General features: G+C 59.3%; 17 protein-coding genes. 8 read left to right on the top strand and 9 right to left on the bottom strand.

The genetic code is table 11. The features are described 5' to 3' along the window. Positions 1–61: 61 nt before the first annotated feature. Entirely contained in the window at positions 62–1,024 is a 963-nt protein-coding gene (locus tag AD670_RS04605) for a zinc-binding dehydrogenase (protein WP_053128698.1), read from the bottom strand. Between the two features lie 138 nt (positions 1,025–1,162). On the opposite strand from AD670_RS04605, the gene AD670_RS04600 reads away from it, so the two are divergent. Next, positions 1,163–3,244, top strand: coding sequence for a carboxy terminal-processing peptidase (locus AD670_RS04600; RefSeq protein WP_172681443.1), 2,082 nt, complete (start codon positions 1,163–1,165; stop codon positions 3,242–3,244). 118 nt (positions 3,245–3,362) lie between these two features. Further along, positions 3,363–5,132: a bifunctional diguanylate cyclase/phosphodiesterase gene (locus AD670_RS04595; protein WP_053128750.1), complete on the top strand. Its 1,770-nt coding sequence runs from the start codon at positions 3,363–3,365 to the stop codon at positions 5,130–5,132. Here the strand turns inward: AD670_RS04595 and AD670_RS04590 are convergent. From AD670_RS04590 to AD670_RS04575, 4 genes are all read right to left on the bottom strand, one after another. Further along, positions 5,129–5,500, bottom strand: coding sequence for a hypothetical protein (locus tag AD670_RS04590; protein ID WP_005786715.1), 372 nt, complete (start codon positions 5,498–5,500; stop codon positions 5,129–5,131). The genes AD670_RS04595 and AD670_RS04590 overlap by 4 nt on opposite strands. Next, positions 5,497–5,835: a helix-turn-helix transcriptional regulator gene (locus AD670_RS04585; protein ID WP_053128694.1), complete on the bottom strand. Its 339-nt coding sequence runs from the start codon at positions 5,833–5,835 to the stop codon at positions 5,497–5,499. Before AD670_RS04585 ends, AD670_RS04590 begins: the two co-directional genes overlap by 4 nt. Positions 5,836–5,931: 96 nt before the next feature. Beyond that, positions 5,932–6,387: a YkvA family protein gene (locus AD670_RS04580; protein ID WP_053128692.1), complete on the bottom strand. Its 456-nt coding sequence runs from the start codon at positions 6,385–6,387 to the stop codon at positions 5,932–5,934. Positions 6,388–6,729: 342 nt separating this feature from the next. Then, complete coding sequence (locus tag AD670_RS04575; RefSeq protein WP_053128690.1) at positions 6,730–7,461, bottom strand: FKBP-type peptidyl-prolyl cis-trans isomerase; 732 nt, start codon at positions 7,459–7,461, stop codon at positions 6,730–6,732. A gap of 258 nt (positions 7,462–7,719) precedes the next feature. Between AD670_RS04575 and AD670_RS04570 the strand changes: the two genes are divergently transcribed. Together AD670_RS04570 and AD670_RS04565 are read left to right on the top strand one after the other, a co-directional pair. After that, positions 7,720–9,528: a di-heme-cytochrome C peroxidase gene (locus AD670_RS04570; RefSeq protein ID WP_053128689.1), complete on the top strand. Its 1,809-nt coding sequence runs from the start codon at positions 7,720–7,722 to the stop codon at positions 9,526–9,528. Further along, entirely contained in the window at positions 9,525–10,691 is a 1,167-nt protein-coding gene (locus AD670_RS04565; protein ID WP_053128687.1) for a catalase family protein, read from the top strand. The genes AD670_RS04570 and AD670_RS04565 overlap by 4 nt, the downstream gene beginning before the upstream one ends. Positions 10,692–10,957: 266 nt before the next feature. Here the strand turns inward: AD670_RS04565 and AD670_RS04560 are convergent, their stop codons facing one another. The 3 genes from AD670_RS04560 to AD670_RS04550 all read right to left on the bottom strand — a co-directional run bounded on the left by AD670_RS04560 (position 10,958) and on the right by AD670_RS04550 (position 14,756). After that, a complete protein-coding gene (locus AD670_RS04560; protein ID WP_053128686.1) occupies positions 10,958–12,325 on the bottom strand; it encodes a glutamine synthetase family protein in 1,368 nt (455 codons plus the stop codon). A gap of 69 nt (positions 12,326–12,394) precedes the next feature. Beyond that, positions 12,395–13,795 (bottom strand): aspartate aminotransferase family protein, encoded by a 1,401-nt coding sequence (locus tag AD670_RS04555; RefSeq protein WP_053128685.1) that lies wholly within the window; start codon positions 13,793–13,795, stop codon positions 12,395–12,397. 169 nt (positions 13,796–13,964) lie between these two features. After that, positions 13,965–14,756, bottom strand: coding sequence for an SDR family NAD(P)-dependent oxidoreductase (locus AD670_RS04550; RefSeq protein WP_053128683.1), 792 nt, complete (start codon positions 14,754–14,756; stop codon positions 13,965–13,967). Positions 14,757–14,853: 97 nt separating this feature from the next. Between AD670_RS04550 and AD670_RS04545 the strand changes: the two genes are divergently transcribed. Continuing rightward, positions 14,854–15,759 (top strand): LysR family transcriptional regulator, encoded by a 906-nt coding sequence (locus tag AD670_RS04545; RefSeq protein ID WP_053128681.1) that lies wholly within the window; start codon positions 14,854–14,856, stop codon positions 15,757–15,759. A 22-nt stretch (positions 15,760–15,781) separates the two neighbouring features. Here AD670_RS04545 and AD670_RS04540 read toward each other — a convergent pair whose 3' ends face one another. After that, entirely contained in the window at positions 15,782–16,672 is an 891-nt protein-coding gene (locus AD670_RS04540; protein ID WP_027605835.1) for a LysR family transcriptional regulator, read from the bottom strand. Between the two features lie 165 nt (positions 16,673–16,837). Between AD670_RS04540 and AD670_RS04535 the strand changes: the two genes are divergently transcribed. From AD670_RS04535 to AD670_RS04525, 3 genes are all read left to right on the top strand, one after another. Next, positions 16,838–17,920 (top strand): 4-oxalomesaconate tautomerase, encoded by a 1,083-nt coding sequence (locus AD670_RS04535; protein ID WP_053128679.1) that lies wholly within the window; start codon positions 16,838–16,840, stop codon positions 17,918–17,920. Positions 17,921–17,963: 43 nt separating this feature from the next. Continuing rightward, positions 17,964–19,277, top strand: a complete 1,314-nt coding sequence (locus tag AD670_RS04530; RefSeq protein WP_053128678.1) for a dicarboxylate/amino acid:cation symporter — start codon at positions 17,964–17,966, stop codon at positions 19,275–19,277. A gap of 136 nt (positions 19,278–19,413) precedes the next feature. Beyond that, positions 19,414–20,718 carry a CitMHS family transporter gene (locus tag AD670_RS04525; RefSeq protein WP_032885984.1) on the top strand — a complete coding sequence of 435 codons (1,305 nt, stop codon included), beginning with the start codon at positions 19,414–19,416 and terminating at the stop codon, positions 20,716–20,718. Positions 20,719–20,750 lie beyond the last annotated feature (32 nt).

The following is a 20,750-nucleotide window of genomic DNA, read 5'->3' as shown; positions in this document are numbered from 1 at the left end:
AATCCAATCAACTGTGGGAGGGGCGGTGCGACTCCCACATTGACCCAATTCCAATCCGGGATCAGGTCAGGCTTTCGTCAATGACCAATACCAGCTTCCCGGCGATCTGATTGGTCGCCAGTTCCGCAAACGCCGCCTCGGCATCCTTGATCGGAAACGTCTTGGCCAATTGCGGGCTCAGACGCCCTTCGGCGAACAACGGCCATACATGCTGGCTCAGGTCGCTGAACAGGTCTGCCTTGAACTGATCGTTACGGCTGCGCAGGGTCGAGCCCAACAACTGAATACGCTTGCCCAGCACCTGGGCCAGGTCCAGTTGCGCCTCGCGGCCGCCCATCAAGCCAATCAGCACCCAGCGACCGTCCAGCGCCAGCAGCTTGAGGTCCAGCGCAGCATAATCGCCGCCGACCGGGTCGAGGATCACATCGAATGGCCCGAAATCCCGCAGGCCTTCGATACCGTCGGTACGTACTACGCCGCCCTGGGCACCCAGGTCTTCACAGTAGGCCAGGCGCTGCGCCGAGCCGACGCTGACCCAGCAAGGGCTGCCAAATGCCTTGCACAGCTGGATTGCCGCCGAGCCAACGCCACTGGCGCCGGCGTGCAGCAAGACTTTTTCACCCGGCTTGAGGCCCGCCAACTGGAACAGGTTGAGCCACGCCGTGCTGTACACCTCCGGCAACGCCGCCGCTTCGAGCAGCGACACACCTTCCGGTACCGGCAACACATGCCGTGCATCCACCACCACTTCTTCGGCCATGCCGCCGCCAGCCAGCAGCGCACAGACGCGATCGCCCACTTGCCAGGACGCGCCTGGGCCCACTTCGCTGATCACCCCGGAACACTCCAGGCCGAGCACAGCACTGGCGCCAGGCGGTGGAGGATAGAGCCCGGCACGCTGTAATAAATCGGCGCGATTTAGGCCCGCAGCCGCCACGCGAATGCGAACTTGGCCTACATCACATGTAGGACTTGGTTCGTCCAACCACTCCACATGACCTTCAACGCCTTGCAATGCTTTCACAGTGCCTCCATAGTGAGTCTGGACTGAGCCCGTAGCAGTAGCGCCGGGCTTTTTGCATTATGCGACCGGCCCCTATGGAACCGGCAACTTCAAAGACGGCCTAATATGCGTTATCAATTGCCCCCGCGTCGAATCAGCATGAAGCATCTGTTCCCCAGCACCGCCCTCGCTCTTTTCATTGGTATCGGCTTCGCGTCGATGTCGACCAATACGCTCGCAGCCAACAGCTGGGACAACCTTCAGCCGGACCGCGATGAGGTGATTGCCAGCCTTAACGTCGTCGAGTTGCTCAAGCGTCATCACTACAGCAAGCCGCCGCTGGACGACGCGCGCTCGGTGATCATCTACGACAGCTATCTCAAGCTGCTGGATCCGTCGCGCAGCTACTTCCTGGCCAGCGATATCGCTGAGTTCGACAAGTGGAAGACGCAGTTCGACGACTTCCTCAAGAGCGGCGACCTGCAGCCCGGCTTCACCATTTACAAGCGTTACCTGGACCGCGTCAAAGCGCGTCTGGACTTCGCCTTGGGTGAATTGGACAAAGGCGTCGACAAGCTCGACTTCACCCAGAAGGAAACCCTTCTGGTGGACCGCAAGGACGCGCCTTGGCTGACCAGCACCGCGGCCCTCGACGACCTGTGGCGCAAACGCGTCAAGGACGAAGTGCTGCGCTTGAAGATCGCCGGCAAAGAGCCCAAGGCTATCCAGGAGCTGTTGACCAAGCGCTACAAGAATCAGTTGGCACGTCTGGACCAGACCCGTGCCGAAGATATCTTCCAGGCCTACATCAACACCTTCGCGATGTCCTACGATCCGCACACCAATTATCTGTCGCCAGATAACGCGGAAAACTTCGATATCAACATGAGTCTGTCGTTGGAAGGCATCGGTGCCGTCCTGCAAAGCGACAATGACCAAGTGAAGATCGTGCGTCTGGTGCCGGCCGGTCCGGCAGACAAGACCAAACAGGTTGCGCCTGCCGACAAGATCATCGGTGTGGCCCAGGCCGACAAAGAGATGGTCGATGTAGTCGGCTGGCGCTTGGACGAAGTGGTCAAGCTGATCCGTGGGCCGAAAGGCAGCGTGGTGCGCCTGGAAGTGATTCCGCACACCAATGCACCGAACGACCAGACCAGCAAGATCGTGTCCATCACCCGTGAAGCGGTGAAGCTCGAAGACCAGGCTGTGCAGAAGAAAGTCCTCAACCTCAAGCAGGATGGCAAGGACTACAAGCTGGGCGTGATTGAAATCCCGGCCTTCTACCTGGACTTCAAGGCCTTCCGTGCCGGCGACCCGGACTACAAGTCCACCACCCGTGACGTGAAGAAAATCCTTACCGAGCTGCAGAAGGAAAAAGTTGACGGCGTGGTCATCGACCTGCGCAACAACGGCGGCGGTTCCCTGCAGGAAGCCACCGAGCTGACCAGCCTGTTTATCGACAAGGGTCCGACCGTGCTGGTACGCAATGCTGACGGCCGTGTCGACGTGCTCGAGGACGAGAACCCAGGTGCCTTCTACAAAGGCCCGATGGCGTTGCTGGTCAACCGCCTCTCAGCCTCGGCTTCGGAGATTTTCGCCGGCGCCATGCAGGACTACCACCGCGCGCTGATTATCGGCGGCCAGACCTTCGGCAAAGGCACCGTGCAGACCATCCAGCCACTGAACCATGGCGAGCTCAAGCTGACGCTGGCGAAGTTCTACCGGGTTTCCGGGCAGAGCACCCAGCACCAGGGCGTACTGCCGGACATCGATTTCCCGTCGGTTATCGACACCAAGGAAATCGGCGAAAGCGCCCTGCCGGAAGCCATGCCGTGGGACACCATCCGTCCTGCGATCAAGCCGGCCTCGGACCCGTTCAAGCCGTTCCTGGCGCAGTTGAAGGCTGACCACGATACCCGTTCCGCCAAGGATGCCGAGTTCGTATTCATCCGCGACAAGCTGGCCCTGGCCAAGAAGTTGATGGAAGAAAAAACCGTCAGCCTCAATGAAGTGGACCGTCGTGCGCAGCACAGCGACATCGAAAACAAGCAACTCGTACTGGAAAACATCCGCCGCAAGGCCAAGGGTGAAGATCCACTCAAGGAGCTGAAGAAAGAAGACGAAGATGCGCTGCCGACCGAGGCGGATAAAACCAAGCCGGAAGACGACGCTTACCTGGCCGAGACAGGCAGGATCCTGCTGGACTACCTGAAAATCACCAAACAGGTGGCCAAGCAGTAAATGATGGCGATTTAATGTGATCGCTCCTCGGAGTGTCATCATATAGACATCATTCTGTCGTGAAATGAAGGACCGTTGGCGTAACGCCTGCGGTCCTTTTTTTTCGATCGAGATCGCCATGACTATGACCGAACAGCTGAACGCATTGGGCTCTATCCTGGCTCAAGGCAGTTTGCACAGTCTGTTCCAACCGATCATCTGTCTGTCAGAACGGCGCATCCTCGGCTACGAAGCCCTCAGCCGCGGCCCCTCCAACAGCCCGCTGCACTCCCCCATCGCCCTGTTTTCCGTGGCCCGCCATGCCGGGCGCCTCAGCGAACTGGAAATGGCCTGTCGCGAAAGCGCCTGCCGACGCTTCAGCGAGCAAAAGCTGCCGGGAAAGCTGTTCCTGAATGTCTCGCCGGAATCCTTGATGGAGACCGCGCATCAACCGGGCCGCACCCTGCAATTGCTGCGCGACTTCGGGATCCCGCCGAGCCAGGTGGTGATCGAACTCACCGAGCAGACCCCCACCGACGATTTCGACCTGCTGCAAACCGCCCTGCACCATTACCGCAACATGGGCTTTTCGATTGCCCTGGATGACTTGGGCGCCGGCTATTCCAGCCTGCGCCTGTGGTCGGAACTGCGCCCGGATTACGTGAAGATCGACCGGCACTTTATCGACGGTATTCATCAGGACGCACTCAAGCGCGAGTTTGTCGGTTCTATCCTGCAAATCGCCAGGGCCTCACGGGCCCAGGTGATTGCCGAGGGCATCGAATTGCCGGAAGAGCTGGCGGTATTGACCGAAATGGGCGTCGACCTGGTCCAGGGTTACCTGCTCTGCCGTCCGCAGGAACAGCCACCACGGGAAGCGCGCCAAATGCTGCCCAAGCCCGACCAGGCCAATGTGGCCCTCAGCGAAGAAGCCGGCGACCTCAGCGCCTTGCTCAACGAGCAACCGGCGGTCGATCAGGACACCGCCACCGCCCAAGTGCTGGAGGCGTTCCGTCGCCAGGCCAACCTCAACTCCCTGGCGGTGCTGGACGGGCGCGGCCACCCGGTGGGTATCGTGCACCGGCATTCTCTGTCGGATGCGCTGCTCAAACCGTTTGCCACCGACCTGTTTGCACGCAAGCCCATCAGCCGGCTGATGAGTACGGATTTTCTGGCGGTGGAGTTGAGCCAGTCGCTGCAACAGGTCAGCCGCCTGCTGACCAGCCGCGCGCGGCAACGCATCGAAGAAGACTTCATCATCACCCTCAATGGCGACTACTTGGGCCTGGGCCGGGTGATCGATGTGCTCAAGTTGATCACCGAACTGAAAATCCAGCAGGCGCGCTATGCCAACCCGCTGACCCTGCTGCCCGGCAACGTGCCGATCCAGCAGTGCCTGACGCGGCTGCTGCAGCAACAGCGGGAGTCAGTGATCTGCTACGTGGATATCGACAGCTTCAAGCCGTTCAACGATATCTACGGCTACGGACGTGGGGATGAGGTGTTGCTGTGCCTGGCGCAGTGCCTGAACGACCGGGTCGACCCCAGTCGCGACTTCGTCGGGCATATCGGTGGCGATGACTTTTTGCTGGTGTTGGGGCCACAGGATTGGCGCAAGCGGCTCAACCAGTTGCTGGACGATTTCCACACTCAGTGCCGGCGCTTCTACCGCGCCGAGCACCTCGACGCTGGCTGCTTTGTGGCACTGAACCGCCAGGGCGTACGCCAGGAGTTTGCGTTGCTGTCATTGTCGATTGGGGTGGTGCATTTGTATCCACAGGCCTGTGGACAACTCGATGCCAGCCAACTGGCGGAATTGGCCTCGCAGGCCAAGCACCATGCCAAGGACATGGCGGGCTACAGCATCCATGTGATCGACAGCATGGACATGTTGCCCCAGACGCTTTAAGCCTCGGCAGACTCCGGATACTCGTATTCGAACACCCGCACCACTTCCGAGGCATGCCAGGAGGCGGCGGCCACACCATCGGACGGCCCGCTGAAACGCCCCAGGCGCTCCACGCATTCAAAAAACCCGGTACGCGGCAGGCGACTGGCGCCCTGGCTGATCACCAGGGAGCTGCGCAACGGTTGTTCGGCCTTGGCGTCCAGCGCCGCCAGGTGCTCCAGGGCAGCGGCCAGGGTTTGCATCGCCGGCGTCGGAAATTGCAGGCGCTCCAGCAGCGCTCGGTAAGTCAGCAGATGGCGCTGGCGGCGCGCCTGGTCCAGTTCATTAAGTAACCCATCCCAGTGTTGACGACTGATACGTAGGCTCAAGATTCATCCCTCCAACCTGCAACGCCCAATTCCCAGGCCAGGCTGCGGCGGATCGCGGCATCCGGCTGGCGTTCACCACTTTCGATCAATCCTAGATACGAGGGGCTGATGCCCACGGTGCGGGCCAACGCCTCAATCGCCAGGCCCTTGGCTTCACGCAAGCCGCGCAGGTCTGCGAGCGGGCGCAAATCCTGGTCAGGCGCGGCTTGGGCAGTAGGAGAAGGCGTCGGTGAAGGCTGTTGCTGACCGGCGGCTTTTAGCAGCGCCTGGTACTGATCCCATGGCAACACCGCGTACTCGGGCTCGCCATTGCGTGAAATTATCTGAATATCCATGACCGCCCCGTAGGATAACTGCACTTACTTAGTAAGCTCTTTCCTTAGGAGTGTAATCCTAACAGCCACAAAGGTCGCAGGGGGATAGCCGCGTCATCAGTTTTTTTGCGGGTTTTCCTTGGACAGCAAGGCCGGGGTCGCAGGCAAACGCTCAACCACCGCGAGTTTTTCCGGGCGCTGCGCGTCACGCCAGGCGCGAAAGGCGCTCAGTTCGCCCTCCAGGGTCTTCATGACCCACGCCAGTACGGCGATGTCGTCCAGCATGCCGAACATCGGGATAAAGTCCGGGATCGCGTCAATCGGGCTAAGGAAGTACATCAGTCCCGCCACGACAGAGATCAGCGCCTTGGGGCTGATCGCCCGGTACTCGCCACGCCAGTAGGCCAGGCACAGGGATTGAAGCAACTTGAGATCATCCTTGAGCTTGCCCAGGCGGTTGCCCTGGCTGGAGCCCTTGGCAGCGACAGCGAACAGCAAGGTCGGCAACCGTCCACGGCCCAGCAAGCGTGCAGCCATGGGCAGGAAACGGGTGAAATTGAACGGTGGTTTCATCTGTCACTCCAGTTCCATCAAACAGAAAGGTTATCCACACAAATTGTGGATAACCTTGTGAACAGAGCCTGTTTTACCGGCTGAAAGCCACGGTTTACAAGGCTTTCAGTCAGATCGGGCGTTTTTTGCGCACATCAAAAAAACCCAAGATTTCATTGACTTGGCGCTTGCGTAAGGCTACCCGTCAGCGGGTCTTATATCAGACTGTGACAAGCTGCCGACGTTCGCTTGGATGTACACAGGCGCGACGGTGGGACCTGCCGCCACCCACCGTTGGATCCGCGCAAGTCGCAGAAACAACAACGCCCCGTCTAGACGGGGCGTTGTGTGCTCAAGCGCCGATTACTTCTTGGCGGCAGGTGCGTCAGGGGCTTCAGCCTTGGCTGGGTCCTTGATGGCCAGCAGTTCCAGGTCGAATACCAGCACGGAGTTGGCTGGGATTGCCGGGCTCGGGCTCTGTGCGCCGTAGGCCAGGTCGGACGGGATGTAAAGCTCGACCTTCTCGCCAACGTGCATCAGTTGCAGGCCTTCGACCCAACCTGGAATCACGCCGCTGACCGGCAGGTCAATCGGGCTGCCGCGATCCACGGAGCTGTCAAAGGTGGTGCCATTGGTGAGCTTGCCGGTGTAGTGAACAGTCACCACGTCAGTCGGCTTAGGCTGTGGGCCGTCGGCTTTCTTGGTGATCTTGTACTGCAGACCGGAAGCGGTGGTGACTACGCCGTCTTTCTTGGCGTTGTCTTCGAGGAATTTCTTGCCGGCGGCTGCCGACTCTTCGCTCATTTTGGTCATGCGTTCTTCAGCACGTTTTTGCAGTGCGGCAAACGCTTCAACCAGTTCGTCGTCTTTGAGCTTCTGCTCTTTCTTGCCGACGGCATCTTCGATGCCCTGGGCTACCGCTTTGGAGTCCAGGTCATCCATGCCTTCCTGAGCAAGGCTTTTGCCCATGTTCAGGCCGATGCCGTAGGAAGCTTTCTGCGCCGGGGTTTTCAGCTCTACGCTGGTCTGCGAATCACAACCCGCAAGTACCAGGCTAACCAGGGCCACCGCCGCCGCCAACCGATGCTGTTTCATGCTATTTCCTTGTTCATGCGCCAAAAGGGCATTCGAATAAAGTCGCGAGCTTATCAGGCGGCCACGACCAATGGCTACCGGCATCTGAGCAGGAAACTTCTGATAAGTTCACGTGTTTAAAAGCATTTTCATTCATTATGGGAGCCCGCGACGGATCGCGGGACCGCCTCTCATCAGGCTCATGGCCACTTGCCGCACCCGTGGCGTAGTGGCATAACAGCGTGACCCCTCGACAAGGCCGAGACAAGGATAGCCATCTTGCGCATTTTTTCCCGTGTTTTACTGCTGATACTCATCGCGCTGGGCCTGATCCTGGCCGTGGTGCTGTACTACACCGTCAACCCCAAGCTGCCCGACTACGTGCCCGTGGAGCAGGTGCACTACCAGGACCAATGGAGTGCCGCCGACCGCCAGACCTATTACTTCACGCCCCAGGGCACCCAAGTAAAAGGCCTGCACTACAACTGGTTCACCGCCCTGGAACTGCCGTTCTCCGAACAGCGCTTTGCGACCCCTGAGTACCTGGCGCGCTTCGGGTTCCTGGTCGATCCCAAACAGATGCCCACCGCACAAAACCCCGGCAACCTGCCCGTGGGCTTCGCCCGACATAAAAACGCCGGCAGCAACGTCGAGTACCTGGATATCACCTGCGCCGCCTGCCATACCGGCGAGTTGCACTTCAAGGGCCAGGCCCTGCGCATCGATGGCGGTTCGGCCCAGCACGTGCTGCCTTCCAGCGTACCGACCCTACGCGGTGGCAGCTTCGGCCAGGCCCTGGTCGCCAGCCTTGCCGCGACCTATTACAACCCGTGGAAATTCGAGCGGTTCGCCCGCCAGGTGCTGGGCGACCGTTACGACGCCGAGCACAGCCAGTTGCGCGAGGACTTCAAACAGTCGCTGAACCAGTTCCTCAAGGTCGCCTGGAACGACACCCACCGCGGCCTCTACCCCACCGAAGAAGGCCCGGGCCGCACCGACGCCTTTGGCCGAATCGCCAATGCCAGCTTTGGCGATGCTATTTCGCCGGACAACTACCGCGTCGCCAATGCGCCGGTGGACTACCCGCAGTTGTGGGACATCTGGACCTTCGACTGGGTGCAATGGAACGGCTCGGCCCAGCAACCCATGGCGCGCAATATTGGTGAAGCCCTCGGTGTAGGCGCAACGCTGAGCTTTTTCGACGCCGCCGGCCAACCGCTTCAGGGCGATGCGCGCTACCCGTCGAGCGTCAGGGTGCGTGACCTCAACCTGATCGAAGAAACCCTGCAACGCCTCAAACCGCCGACCTGGCCCGAGGACTTGTTCGGCACCATCGACAAGCCCCTCGCCGCCCAAGGCCGTGCGCTGTTTGCCGAGAACTGCGCTGGCTGCCATGTGCCCACCGTCATCCAGGAAAATGGCCGCCCTGTGCAGCAGTTGAAAATGCTGCCGGTGGAATACATCGGCACCGATCCCGGCACCGCCAGCAATATTGCCGACCAGCGTTATGACCTCAGCGCCCTGCAGTGGGACCCGGCGGAGCTGGCCAAGCTCAATGTCGAACTGCACCCCACCCCCACCGAGCCGCTGGACCTGAAAAAAATGTCCGTCGCCAAGGGCCTGGCCTACGTCACTGCTTTCGTCGAAGACCACGCCTACCGCGCCGCCGGCGTCACCCCGGCCGAGCGCCCGCGTCTGGATGGCTACGGCCTGCCCATTGGCGTGCGCGAGTTGCGCGCCTACAAGGCCCGCCCGCTGGCCGGCGTGTGGGCCACCCCGCCGTTCCTGCACAACGGCTCGGTGCCGACGATCTACCAGTTGCTGTCGCCCCAGGACGAGCGCAGCACCACTTTCTATAAAGGCACCTTCAACTACGATCCGCGTCACCTGGGCTTTGAGACCGCAGCGTTCAAGAATGCCTTCCTGTTCGATACCAAACTCACCGGCAACCACAACAGCGGCCACGAATTCCGTGCCGGCAAACTGGGCAATGGCGTCATCGGCCGTAGCTTGCAGCCGCAGGAACGCTGGGCACTGCTGGAATACCTCAAAGTGCTGGGCGGCCCGCTGGAGCAACAACTGCCATGATGATCCGATCTCGATACGACCAACCTTCCCTGCTCGCCCGCCTGTGGCTGCGCATCGGCGCGTTTCTCGGCAAGACCCTGCTGTGGCTGGTGGGCCTGGGCCTGCTTGGCTGGCTGGCGAGCACCGCGTGGTTTGCCTGGCAGCACAGCGGCGCGGTGTCGCCGAATGAGCAGATCCCCGCAGGTGAAGCGGCCATGACCCAAGGCATCATCCAGACAGCAGTACGCATCGTTGACCAACATCGCGAAGGCACGCGCTACCTGCGCGATGCCCATGCCAAGGCCCATGGCTGCGTGAAGGCCGAAGTCAGCGTACTGGCGGATCTCGACCCGGCATTGCGCCAGGGTGTGTTCGCCGAACCGGGCAAGACCTGGCAAGCCATGATGCGGTTGTCCAACGGCAACGCCTATCCGCAGTTCGACAGCATTCGCGATGCCCGGGGCATGGCGCTCAAGCTGTTGGACGTGCCGGGCAAACAACTGCTGGCCGACCAGCAGACCCGCACGGAACAGGACTTCGTGATGTTCAGCCACCCGAATTTCTTTGTCAGCGATGTGGCGGAGTACGCGCAGAACATCGGCGCCCAAGCGGATGGCAAGAAAGTCCTGGCGTTCTTTCCCAAGGCCGACCCGCGCAGCTGGCAGGTGCGCCATCTATTTATCGCCCTGGCAACCCTGGCACCAGCCCCGGCGAGCCCGACGCAAACGACGTATTTCTCGGTATCGCCCTACAAGTTCGGCGCGGCGAATGCCAAGTTCCGCGTGGCGCCAGACCCGCAGAGCTGCCCGGAATACGTCCTGCCCAAACAGAACCAGGACCTGCCGAACTTCCTGCGCAGCGCCTTGAGCCAGCAGTTGTCCACCGACCGCGTACCGGCGTGTTTCGTGTTGCAGATCCAGCGGCAGAACCCGCAGAAATTCATGCCGATCGAAGACACCAGCATCGAGTGGAAAGAAAGCGATGCGCCCTACGAGAGCGTGGCCAAGGTGCGAATCCCGGCTCAGGACTTCGATACACCCGAACAGAACCTGGCGTGTGACAACCAGTCGTTCAACCCGTGGTTCGGCGTCGCCGAGCATCGCCCCATCGGCGGCATCAATCGCTTGCGCAAAGCGGTGTACGAAGCGGTCAGCGATTACCGTCACAGCCGCAACGCCCCGTAAAGAGTGCGTAACAATGGGCCCGGCGTCGTAAGGATTGCGTCGGGTCTATTGAGGCGTTTTCGCCGTCACTCTACCGTGGACGCCTACTCCATCACGTAGGACGCCCATCGTGGAAAGCTCAACCCTAGGCATGATCGTACTGACCCTAATCGCCGTGTTCGGCACCGCCTCTTTTTGCTTCGAGCACTTGGCCACGCGCCAGCCACGCAAGAAAAAGGTCAGGTAGCCTCAGCGGTCCGTTTCAAGGCGTCCTGACGGGTCGACATTCATGCGTGAGTGAGGTACCAGCGCCAGTCCTGCTCTCCGACTTCAGCATTGAATTGACGGAACTCGCGCCACTTGATCGCCAGGAACACCTTCAGGAATTCAGCGCCCAGCGCCTCACGTGCCCAGGTTGAGCGTTGCAGTGCGTGCAACGCTGTCAGCCAGTCGGTGGGTAGAAAATCGGTCGCCTGCTCATAGCCATTCCCCACAATCGCCGCGCCGGGATCGCTTTGATGAGTGATGCCGTGGTGAATACCCGCCAGTAACGCGGCAGCGGCGAGATAGGGGTTGGCATCGGCACCGCAAATGCGGTGTTCGATGTGCCGACTGATGGCAGGGCCGCCGGGCACGCGGAACGACACCGTACGGTTGTTGACGCCCCAACTTTTAGCCAGCGGCGCGTAACTACCGGTCTGGAAGCGTCGATATGAATTGGCATGGGGGCAAAATATCGCCAGCGAGTCAAACAAGGTCTCCATCATCCCGCCGATGGAGTGCCGCAACAGTGGCGTACCCTGTGGGTCTTCGCTCGCATACAGGTTATTCCCGTGCTCGTCGGCCAGGCTGACGTGCAGGTGCATACCGCTGCCGGCCTGATCGCTGAAAGGCTTGGCCATGAAGCACGCTTGCAGCCCATGTTTGTTGGCCACCCCCTTGACCAGGCGTTTGTAACGTACGCCTTCATCAATGGCCTGGAGTGCGTCGAAACGATGCTCCAGCGTCAACTCGACCTGGCCTGGCGCGTACTCGGATATCGCCGTACGTACCGGCAACCCCTGCAGCGCGCACGCCGCGTAGAGGTCATCAAGAAACGGTTGCAGCTGCTCCAGCTCGTATACGCCATAGACCTGTGGAGCAACAGGCCGTACGCCATTGGTCTGCAACGCCGGCTGCGGCCGACCGTTGACGTCGCGTTGTCGGTCCAGCAGGTAGAACTCCAACTCAACGGCCATGACCGGATGGAATCCATCGGCTTTCAGCCGCTCGATGGTGTTCACCAGTACGTGGCGCGGGTCCGCCGGTGCGGCGGGAATCCCTTGGGTCGGGTGCATGCTCACCTGCACTTGACCGGTGGGGTTGGTGCGCCAGGGTTGCAAGGTCAGGCTTCCCGCCAAGGGGTATGTCCAACAATCGGCGTCAGCCACATCCCAGACCAAGCCTGTGTCTTCTACGTCTTCACCCTGCACGGTCAAGGCGAGAATGGAACTTGGCAGTGGCCGACCATTTTCGTAGATCGCCAGCAGTTCGTCGCGATGCAACAGTTTGCCCCGTGGAACGCCATTCGCGTCGATAAGGAACAACTCGATGCTCAGCACATCAGGGTGGGCGGCCAGATAATCTACGGCCTCTTTTTTATCCGCAAATTGCATGTCAAACCTCTTAGCGCTTATTCAAGCGACTGGCAGTATTTAAGAACAATGGCGTTTTCAGACGTGCAGTTATGAAGCGATAACCCGCGCGCCAGGTAGGGCAAGCAGGGTGGTCAGCGCGTTATCCAACTCTGCGATCAGCCTGTCGATATCCGCATCACTTGTTTGCGGACAGCACAGGGTCATGTTGTGAAAAGGCGTGATCAGGATTCCGCGGTTGATGAGATAAAGATGCAGCGCCATTTGAAGGCTGTCATGAAAAGCCGCCTCGGCTTGCGCGCCTGTTCTTGGCGAGGTAGCACAGAATTGAAACTCACAACGCGCGCCCAACTCTGTGACAGACCAGTTCAGTTGGTGCCGCTTGAACAACCCTCGAAATCCCTGGGCCAGCCTTGAGGCCAGGGGCAGCATGTGCTCGTATGCAGACGCTGTCATGACCTCTTCGAGACTGACGCGCATGCAACGCATCGCCAGGGCATTGGCGGACAGCGTCGTGCCCATGCCACTGTGGCCATGCCCGCCGCTCTCCTCGCTGATGGTCTTCTGGACGTCGCGCATGGCCGAGGCGACTGACTCGCTAACGCCAAACACCGCGCAAGGCACGCCACCTGCGATGGGTTTACCCACCACGAAAAAGTCGGGTTTCAAATCCCACTGGCGAGTGCATCCACCGAGGCCGGTGGAAATAGTGTGGGTCTCATCAATGACCAACAGGCTGCCATATTTAAGGGTCAGCTCTCGGCACTTTTGCATGAACCCCGGATCCGGCAGGACCATGCCAATGTTCGTCATCGCCGGCTCGCACATCAGCGCGCACACATCGCCCTGGGCTAACGCCGCCTCCAGTGCGGCGACATCGTTGAAGGGGATGGATCGACTGTATTGGCTCAAGTCGTAGGCTTGGCCCACAAGACCTGAACGGTGCACTGTTTTGCCGTCGCGGTAGCGCACCATCACGTCATCCACAGTGCCGTGATAGCAGCCATCGAACACCAGCAAAACGTTGCGCGTAGTGATAGCGCGCGCCCAGCGCAGCACATACCGGTTGGCGTCAGTCGCATTGGCGGTCACTTGCCAGTAAGGCAGCTCGAATCGCTGAGCCAGCAACTCGCCGCAGACCACCGCGTCTTCGCCCGGCAGCATCGTGGTCAAGCCATTATTCGCCTGCTCGGTGATGGCGCGGACAATAGGATCAGGTGAATGGCCAAACATCGTGCCGGTGTCGCCAAGGCAAAAGTCTATGTATTCATGCCCGTCAACGTCGGTGAAGCGCGCCCCTTTTGCACGCTGGACGAAGAGCGGCGAAGGCATCGACCAGTCGCTCATCCAGTGCATGGGCACACCATTGAACAGATTCGCCTTGGCGCGCTCGGCCAGCGCCAGTGAAGTTGGGTTGTTTTCTATAAACCGGGCACGCTCGGAGGCGGTAAAAGCAGCAATCGCTGATTCACTAATTCCACTTTTCGACATGATCAATACCCTATGTTAATTATCAAATTAATTAAAAGTCCGTTGCTGAATGACAGCCGGATACGGCTCAAAGAACTCAACTGTTCTTTGATACATCGCGCTTTTATAAATCTCGGTTATAGCCCCCCGCCCAATATCGTGGATTGAGCGCGCTGGAGCGTATTCAAACTTAACACTCGCCGTGAGGAGCTTTGTTCTCGACCAGACAGTTCCCGCCATCCACCACGAGGACTTCCCCAGTGATGTAACTGGCGTCAGGCGATGCCAGAAATGCAACCGCCGCCGCCACTTCGCGGGGGCTGCCGGCGCGCCCAATCGGGGTGAAGCGCCCCGCCTCGGCTTCAACGGGCGTGGTTGAGCCCGTGGTGATCCAGCCGGGGGCCACGCTGTTGACGGTAATCCCCTGCTTGGCGACTTCCAGCGCAAGTCCCATGTTCATGCCCACCATCGCTGCCTTGGCGGCGCTATAAGCGGCTTCCCCCGGATTGCTCCCCCGGGTGCCCGTGGTGGAACTGATATTGACAATGCGCCCGTAACTTCTCGCCCTCATACCGGGCAAAACGGCCCGTGTCAGAAGAAAAGCGGTCGTTAAGTTTCTGGCCAGTGAAAGATTCCACTCATGCAGTTCCATCGTTGCCAATTCCGAGAAAACTTCCGGGCTTCCTTGCATGGCCATACCGGCATTGTTCACCAGAATATCGACCCGCCCCCAGACTGACGCGGCCCATAGGCCGAGTTCACGCACCTGACTTTCATCGGTGAGGTCAGTTGCCCGGCCTTCAACTTCAAACCCTTCTGCGAGTAGCTCTTTAACTCGATCCTCGATGCGGTTGCTGCTAGCGGTGATGATCAATCTCGCGCCCGCTGCACCCAGCCTGCGTGCGATCGCCATACCAATACCCGCTTCACTTCCGGCACCACTGATAAGTGCCACTTGCCCCCTCAAATCAGTATTTAACATGGTGTTCCCCACGTACTTAATTTGTAATAGAAGTGGAAATTAGGCTAATAAATCTGATAAATAAAGACGATCATCATCAGAAAATCTGACAACCACCATGGCGTTTACCAGTGAGTCACTGAAAGTTTTCCTTGCGGTTGTCGACAGCGGCTCCTTTTCTGCCGCCGCACGCAAATTGGGCCGGGTACCCTCGGCCATCAACATGGCGGTGTCGCAGCTTGAAGCAGAGCTGGATTTATTGCTTTTTGACCGATCAACCCGCAAAGCCATTCCTACGGCCGCCGCCAAAGCACTTGAGCCCCAGGCACGACAGGTCGCCAGCCAGTTAAACCTGCTGGACGCCCATGCGCTCCAGCTTCATCAAGGGTTGGAGGAGCGCCTGGTCCTGGCGATGGCGCCGGAGTTGCAAACAGGTGTATGGAATCGTCCGCTGTCCATTATCGCCAGCGAGTTCCCCACGCTTGAAATCGAGATTCGCTCCGCGTCCCATCCGGAGGCGATGCGCATGCTCCATGAGGGACGTGTGCAATTGGCACTTGGATTTGAACGACCAGGGCTCGACGAGCGGGAGACGTTTCTTGAGGCGGGAAGCCAGTTGCTGGTGGCCGTTGCCTCTCCTGATCATCCTGCGGCCGCCGGCAAGAAAAGCCCCTTAAGTGAAGAGCAACTGGTCAACGTTCGGCAGATCATCGTGGCTACTGGAGGACCTAGCGACTCTGATCCACGTGTTGTGCTGTCACGGCGCATTTGGCACAGCGACAATTACCTGGCAACGCTGGACCTGGTGCAGCAAGGATTGGGCTGGGCTTATCTTCCACAACCGCTGGTACAACCCTTGATCACTGCGGGTGCATTGACGGAGGTGGTGTTTGACTACATGCCAAGTCAGATGCGGTTATGGGTCGATATCATCTGGGTAAAGAACCGCCCCCTGGGGCTGGCAGCGAGTCGCTACCTGAGCCTGATGCGCAAGATTGCCGAGGGCGAGCCGCGTCGTGTTTGAGAAAAAATACTCGCCGTATGGATCATTGCGGCCATTGTTCAAGCAGTATCGAGACGAATTTTTCCGCCGCCGGCGAGAGCGATGCCCCGCGGCGGTAGACCAGCCCCAATGAGCGGTTCACCACGGGCTCGATCAACGGCACGCTGACCAAGGTGGGATGATCTTCCGCCGGCATGGCCAGGCTCGGCATCGCCGAAACCCCCAGTCCGGCCTCCACCAGCCCCAACGAAGTAGAGAGGTGCTGGACTTCGTAGAACCATTGCGGCCGCCAACTCAAGCCAGACAACGCGTGATCGAGCAGCATCCGGTTCCCGCTCAGGCGCCCTACCCCGATAAGACGGTAATCGCTCAATTCAGACCAGGTGACCGAACTGCGTCCGGCCAATTCATGATCACGCCGGCACGCCAATACAAAAGGTTCGCTGACCAATGGGACGAACTCAATGTCCGGATGCTGCCCACTCATCATATTGATACCGAAGTCGGCTTCCCCGCGCAGTACCGCTTCAAGCCCCTCATTGGCACTTAAATCCAGCAGGCGGATGCGGATTTTGGGGTAGCGCTCGTTATACAGGCGAATGACTGACGGCAAGAAATAGAAAGCTGCAGTAGGAATACACGCCAGGGTCACCCGACCAATCTGGCGTTCGGCCAATTCGCGGATATTGAGAATCGACTCATCGAAGTCGTCCAGCAACCGACGTGCTTTTGGAAGAAAGTCACGGCCGACGCTCGTGAGGCTGACCTTGCGCGTGGTGCGATCAAGCAATGAGGTGCCCAACCCCTCTTCCAGTTTTTTTATCCGGCGACTGAGTGCAGGTTGAGACAGGTGCAAGGCATCAGCTGCTTCGTGAAAGCTCCCAAGTTCGGCGATTTTCACGAATGATCGAATGTCGTTCAGCTCATATTCCATGTCTTATCTCATCAGCAGGGGGCGTCAAAAGGAAATTCAGCGTAAATTTATCATTCGTAAAACGCAACAATCTCGTCAATTTTTGCATTTGAAACATTTTTTAAAGCTTGAGACTCTTGCTCCAAGAACATCAATTACATCAATTGATCAACAAGAGTCAGTATCATGCAAAGAATTCCCTGTGTGCTGATGCGCGGCGGCACCTCCAAAGGTCCGGTTTTTCTCGACTGGGACTTGCCCGCAGCCGTTGAGGCCCGTGACGAACTGCTACTCAACCTGATGGGCTCCGGTCATGAACTGGAGATCGACGGCATCGGCGGTGGCAGCCCGCAAACCAGCAAGGTTGCGATTGTCAGCCCTTCGCTGCACCCGGATGCGGACGTTGATTACTTGTTCGTTCAAGTGATGGTTTCACAACGCAGGGTCGACAGCGCCCCCAACTGCGGCAACATGCTGTGCGCGGTTGGCCCGTTCGCCATTGAACAAGGTCTGGTCAAAGCCACCCAAGAGCGCACCCGCGTACGTATTCGCAACGTAAACACCGGCACGTTCATCCATTCCGAGGTGTACACACCGGACGGCAAAGTCAGCTATGAGGGCGATACCGCCATTGATGGCGTGCCCGGTACCGCGGCGCCGGTGCAATTGACCTTCCTGGATGCAGCCGGTAGCAAGACTGGCAAACTCTTTCCCACCGGCAACACGCAAGACGTCATCGATGGCATTGCGGTGACCTGTATCGACATGGCGATGCCCATGGTGCTCGTCGAAGCCAGCCAGCTGGGCAAGCGTGGCGATGAGAGCCCGGCGGAACTGGACGCCGATAAAGAATTCCTGCGACGCCTTGAGACTCTGCGGCTTCAGGCCGGCCTGGCCATGGGCTTAGGCGATGTCAGCAACAAGGTGATTCCCAAACCGGTCCTGGTATCGCCTGCAAAGGCCGGCGGTACGATTCAGGTTCGCTATTTCATGCCGCACAGCTGCCACCGCGCGCTGGCCATCACGGGCTCGATTGGTTTAGCTACCGCGTGCGTGATAGAAGGCAGCATCGTCGCGCAGATGCTCGGCGGGATCAGTACGCCGCGCCTTGAAGCAGTGCGTATCGAACACCCGAGCGGCGGAATTGATGTCGTATTGTCCTACACCGGCGTCAACGGTGAGACAATTCAAGCGTCCGTCGTACGCACCGCGCGCAGGCTTTTTTCCGGTTACGTCTACGCCACTGACTCTCAGCGCCTCGCCGGATAATTCCGGCGGTCGTTGGCATTTTTGCATCCGCACAATTCTAAAAATGGGTGATGCCATGAAAGTTGTTAAATCGCTCTACTTCCAGATTCTCTGCGCCGTGGTGCTGGGCATCGTGGTCGGGCATTTCTGGGCCCAGCAGGCCATTGCACTCAAACCGCTGGGTGACGCGTTCATCAAACTTATCAAGATGATGATTGCGCCCGTGGTGTTCTGCACCATCGTCACCGGCATCGCCGGGATGAGCGACAAGCGCTCGCTCGGACGCCTGCTCGGCAAAACCATGCTGCTGTTCTTCGTCCTGACGGTGATCAGCCTGGTGATTGGCCTGGTCGCGGTGTACGTATTCCAGCCGGGCGCCGGCATGAACATTGATCCCAACCAACTGAGCACCAAAGGATTGGCCCAGTACACGGAGTCGGCCGCAAAGCTTGGGGTTGTGGAGTTTTTCATGCACATCATTCCCGAGACGTTTATCGGCGCCTTCAGTAAAGGTGAAGTGTTGCCGGTGCTGTTTATCGCGGTGTTGTCCGGCTTTGCCTTGTCGTCGCTGGGCGAGCGTGGCAAACCGGTACTCGACGTGCTCGAATCCGCCTCGCAAATGGTCTTCAAGATCTTTTCTTACCTGATGCGTTTCGCACCGGTCGGCGCTTTTGGGGCTTTGGCGTTCACTGTCGGCCAGTACGGCATCACCTCGCTGGGTTCGCTGGCGAAGTTGATCATGACCTTGTATATCGCCTGCGGCTTTTTCGTGTTCGTGGTACTGGGCAGCATTTGCCGCGCCAACGGCTTCAGCCTGTGGAAACTGCTGCGCTACTTTCGGGAAGAGTTCCTGGTGGTACTTGGCACCTCTTCCACGGAACCTGTGATGCCGCGCATGCTGGAGAAACTCGAAGCACTGGGCTGCAAAAAAGGCGTCGTCGGCCTGGTACTGCCCACCGGCTACTCGTTCAACCTGGACGGCACGGCCATCTACCTGTCGTTGGCGGCGATTTTCATTGCCCAGGCCTGCAACATCGACCTGAGCTTTACGCAAATCATCACCATGCTGGCGATCATGCTGCTGTCCTCCAAAGGTGCCGCCGGCGTTACTGGCAGCGGGTTCGTGGCGCTCGCCTCGACCCTGACGGTCATTCACGACATCCCATTGGCCGGCCTGGCATTGCTGATCGGTGTTGACCGCTTCATGTCTGAAGCGCGCGCCCTGACCAGCCTGGCCAGTAACGCGGTAGCGACGGTAGTGATTTCGATGTCTGAAAATGCCTGCCACCGCGAAACGCTGAACCGGATGCTCGACGCAAAATCTTCTGCGGCACCGGGAAACGCCTGGAAAGACTTGAAGGTCGCCAAACGCGTCTAGAGAAAACCGGATAACGCCTCCCCCCTGACTTGACTGAACCCCCCTCCCCGCCAGGCGCCATTGTGCCGCCCGGCGGGTCAGGGCTCGTGCGCCTCGGCGTCAGCCATTTTTACGATAACAACAAGAGAATCGTCCTATGCTCGCTTTCCTTGGCTTGGCCATGGTGGTCGTATTCACCTTCCTCATCATGACGAAGCGCTTGTCGCCCATCGTCGCGCTCACCGTGGTTCCCATCGTCTTCGCGGTGATCGGCGGCTTTGGCGGCACCACCGGCAAGATGATGCTCGACGGCCTGAAAATGGTCGCACCGTCTGCAGCACTGCTGTTGTTTGCAATCCTGTTCTTCGGCCTGATGATCGACGCGGGCCTGTTCGACCCACTGATCCGCAAAATCCTCAAGCGGGTCAACGGTGACCCGATGAAGATCGCGGTGGGCACTGCCCTGCTGTCGTTGCTGGTGGCGCTCGACGGCGACGGCACAACGACCTACATGATCACCTGCGCAGCGATGCTGCCGCTGTACAAACGCATCGGCATGAACCCGATGATCCTGGCGACCATCTCCATGCTGTCGCTGAGCATCATGAGTGGCATGACACCCTGGGGCGGCCCCGCGACACGGGCTATTGCCGCGTTGGGCCTGGATGCCGGTGAATACTTCGTGCCGTTGCTGCCGACCATGATCGGCGGTGCCCTGTGGGTGATCTTCACGGCCTTCATACTGGGTCGCGCAGAGCGCAAGCGTATCGGCAACGTGCAACTGCAAAGCGGCGGCGGCGATTGCTACATCAACGCGATTCTCGAGGACACGCCCCACAAACGTCCGAAGCTGGCCTATGTCAACCTGGTACTGGTGATAGCGGTGATGGCGGCGCTGGTGATGGGGCTGATGCATTCCGCGATCCTGTTCCTGATCGGCTTCGTGCTTGCGCTGATGATCAACTACCCGCAATTGGACATTCAGAAAGAACGCATCCTGGCGCACTCGGGCAACGCCATGACCGTGGTGTTGCTGGTATTCGCCGCCGGGATCTTTGCCGGGATCTTCTCCGGCACAAAGATGGTGGACGCCCTGGCACAGACCCTGGTCGACTGGATCCCGCCGTCCTGGGGCCACCTGTTTCCATTGGTGGTTGCGATCACCAGCATGCCGCTGACCTTCGTACTGTCCAATGACGCCTACTATTTTGGCGTGGTGCCGATCCTGGCTAATGCCGCCGCCGCTTATGGCATCGACCCGGTTGAAATCGCGCGCGCCTCGATCCTGGGGCAGCCGGTTCACCTCATGAGTCCGCTGGTGGCCTCGACCCTGTTGCTGGTGGGCATGGTCGATCGCGATATTGGCGACTTCCAGAAGGCCACCGTCAAATGGGCAGTGCTGACCTCTCTGGTCGTCACCGCGCTGGCCTTGTTGACCGGGGCCATCAGCCTGTTCACCTGATTCAACCATAACCTTTGCTGTCTTCCATCGCG

The organism is Pseudomonas sp. MIACH (assembly GCF_001269925.1).
GTDB lineage: Bacteria > Pseudomonadota > Gammaproteobacteria > Pseudomonadales > Pseudomonadaceae > Aquipseudomonas.
Note: the sequence above shows the minus strand (reverse complement) of the source record. Positions and strands in the feature narration are given on the sequence as shown.